Source organism: Pseudomonas sp. BAY1663, from assembly GCF_000582595.1.
Classification (GTDB): domain Bacteria; phylum Pseudomonadota; class Gammaproteobacteria; order Pseudomonadales; family Pseudomonadaceae; genus Stutzerimonas; species Stutzerimonas stutzeri_AF.
This window is the reverse complement of record NZ_AZSV01000173.1, coordinates 1-2,440: the sequence shown is the minus strand read 5'-3', so window position 1 is coordinate 2,440 and position 2,440 is coordinate 1. Positions and strand designations below refer to the sequence as shown.

Genomic DNA, 2,440 nt, shown 5'->3' with positions numbered 1-2,440 from the left:
GTGCGACCCGAAAGTCGCATGGGTTTCTGTTCCGCAGGTTAACGCCCGACGGAACCGACTGTTCCACCACTCGTTCCCTACCCAGACAGGCGTGGCCGGTAACAGCCGGGTCTGAAGCTCTGGGACAATGTTACCGCCGATATTTCGGTAGGTCGAACCGCGAGGCCAGACTGAATCTGCCAGCATCAAGGCGGAGATTAGCTAGGGATGAGCGGGTACGGCTAACACAAGTGAACCTCATATAAACGTCGTCATAGTGTCGAGCCTGCTGGAAATGACCTGAACCGGGCACCGGTTGCGTGATGCAACCGGCCATTCACGATGCTCTGCGAGCGCCCAAGTCGGCGTTCGGATGCCAAGGAGCTGCACTTTCGAATCCTGGCTCAGTCCGGATGAGTGTTTTTAGAGGTGCCCCAAGAGGCTTAGGCCATCAAGACCCAGGATGGTAAAGATTTCCACAACTCGCTTCCCGGTTAATCGCAATGCTGCTCCGCTTAGGTGAGTAGCATTGCACCACAGGTCTTCTACGGTAAATTACATTCCGAGGTGACGTAGAAAGCCCGCATCACAACCAGGTGCCGCCCTGGCGTTCATCCGGCTCGTTGAGATCGCTAGCATCGAAGCCGTGGATCCAATCGAGGTGATGCACCATGGCATCATGAGATGCAAGACGTGCATCGCGCCGATCCCTCTCTTCACCCGGTGGCAAGTGCAACATATCGCCAGTGGTCACGGACGCATACACAACTTTGCGCGCCCGGCCACGACGCAGTCGCTCGTAACGTTCAAAGGTTTCTGCAATCGACGCGGAACCCGCAGCGGCAATGCAGTCAGCAAGGACCACGGCATCCTCGATCGACTGGTTGGCACCCTGTCCATGGTGCGGTACTAGGGAATGTGCAGCATCACCGAGCAGCGTTACCCGACCTTTGCTCCAGCGGCCAAGGGTCATACGATAAACCATTCCCCATCGCTGATTTACTGTCTTCAAGGTGTTCGAAGCGATCATCTCGACGAGAGCAGGATGCCAGTCCTTGAAGAGGCGTAGCTGTTCACCGTCGTCTGTAGGCGCAGTCGACTGTTTTAGTGGCCAAGTCGTCGGAGTGCGCTCTACGAGAAAGAAATTGATGTCTCCTTTTCTGTCTCCGCCGATCGGGTAGTGAAGACAGTGGCCGGACTCACCCATCCAGAATTGAATAGCGGTCGGATCAGGCATGCTCGGTATTTTATCGATTGGAACAATCCCACGAAATGCTGTGTACCCCGCGTATATGTAATCTTCATAGCCGAGCATCAAATTCCGTACGGTGGAACGCATCCCGTCAGCACCGATGACTATATCGCTTCCGCTTTGCTGCCATCCTTAAAATGTAACACTACCTGTTCGCCAGTGTCATCGATATTTACTAGGCGTTTATTCAGGTGGATGCGTTCCATACCCACCTTGGTGGAGAGGATTCGTTGCAACTCGGCCCGGTGGATGCCGAGATATGGGCCGCCGAAAAGGTCTCGATACGCCAGCCCGCCGGCGTGCCTGCCGATTTCACGGCCAGTCTTTCCGTCCCGGTAGATCAAAGCAGAGATTTCAAACGCAGCCTCGTCAAACTCCTCGCCCAAACCCCAGTGGTTATAATAAAAACGCGTGGCATTGGCGGATAATGCGACCGCGGCACCCACCTCACGCAACTCCTCCGCTTGCTCGTATATATCAACGTCGATACCGTGGTGGCGCATCGCAATCGCAAAGGTCAAGCCACCGATGCCGCCACCGACCACAGCAATGCGGCGTATTTTATTGGTTTCTTTTTCATTCATAATTATTATCTCTTTCTTATAAGGATGGTCTGAAGTAGTCACGTATTTCTGGCTGACTTCAGCCCTGCCAATTTTAAAAGCGGCGATTCGTCTAAAAAACGATCGAATCATCCATTTTTTCTGGATTTTTAGCCGCCGCGAGCACCTCGCGGCGGCCATTTCCCGCATTACAGGCGCACCTCTCCTGTATTCGCCAGTAAATGTCGGCGCGCCATCCACAGGTTCGACAGGGCGAACAGCGTCACCAACTGCGCCGTGTTCTTCACCAGCCCTCGAAAGCGAACTTTGGTGTAACCAAACTGGCGCTTGATCACCCGAAACGGGTGCTCGACCTTGGCCCGCACCTGCGCCTTGGCCTTCTCGACCTTGCGCTTGGCTTTGTAGAGCGGGCTGCTCTTGCCAAGCTTTTTGTAAGTACTGCGGCGTGCCGCGACCTGCCAGATCACCGCCCGGCCCTCATGTTCGGAGCGCTTTTCGACGCCCGTGTAGCCGGCATCGGCGCAAACGACGTTTTCGTCGCCGTGCAGAAACTTGTCGACCTGAGTGACATCCGCCACGTTGGCTGGCGTACCGACTACGCTGTGTACCAGACCCGACTCATCATCCACCCCGATGTGGGCCTTCA

At 55.2% G+C, this 2,440-nt stretch carries 2 protein-coding genes and 1 pseudogene; all 3 read right to left on the bottom strand.

The window, feature by feature from the left end; genetic code table 11:
- Nucleotides 1-565: 565 nt before the first annotated feature.
- On the bottom strand, nt 566-1,294 hold the full coding sequence (locus BAY1663_RS25650; RefSeq protein ID WP_256206957.1) for an NAD(P)/FAD-dependent oxidoreductase: 729 nt from the start codon (nt 1,292-1,294) through the stop codon (nt 566-568).
- A gap of 41 nt (nt 1,295-1,335) precedes the next feature.
- Nucleotides 1,336-1,983 (bottom strand): NAD(P)/FAD-dependent oxidoreductase, encoded by a 648-nt coding sequence (locus tag BAY1663_RS25645; protein WP_256206956.1) that lies wholly within the window; start codon nt 1,981-1,983, stop codon nt 1,336-1,338.
- Nucleotides 1,983-2,440, bottom strand: a pseudogene (locus BAY1663_RS22470) (IS5-like element ISAch1 family transposase); the annotation flags it as partial. The gene BAY1663_RS25645 and the pseudogene BAY1663_RS22470, both read right to left, overlap by 1 nt.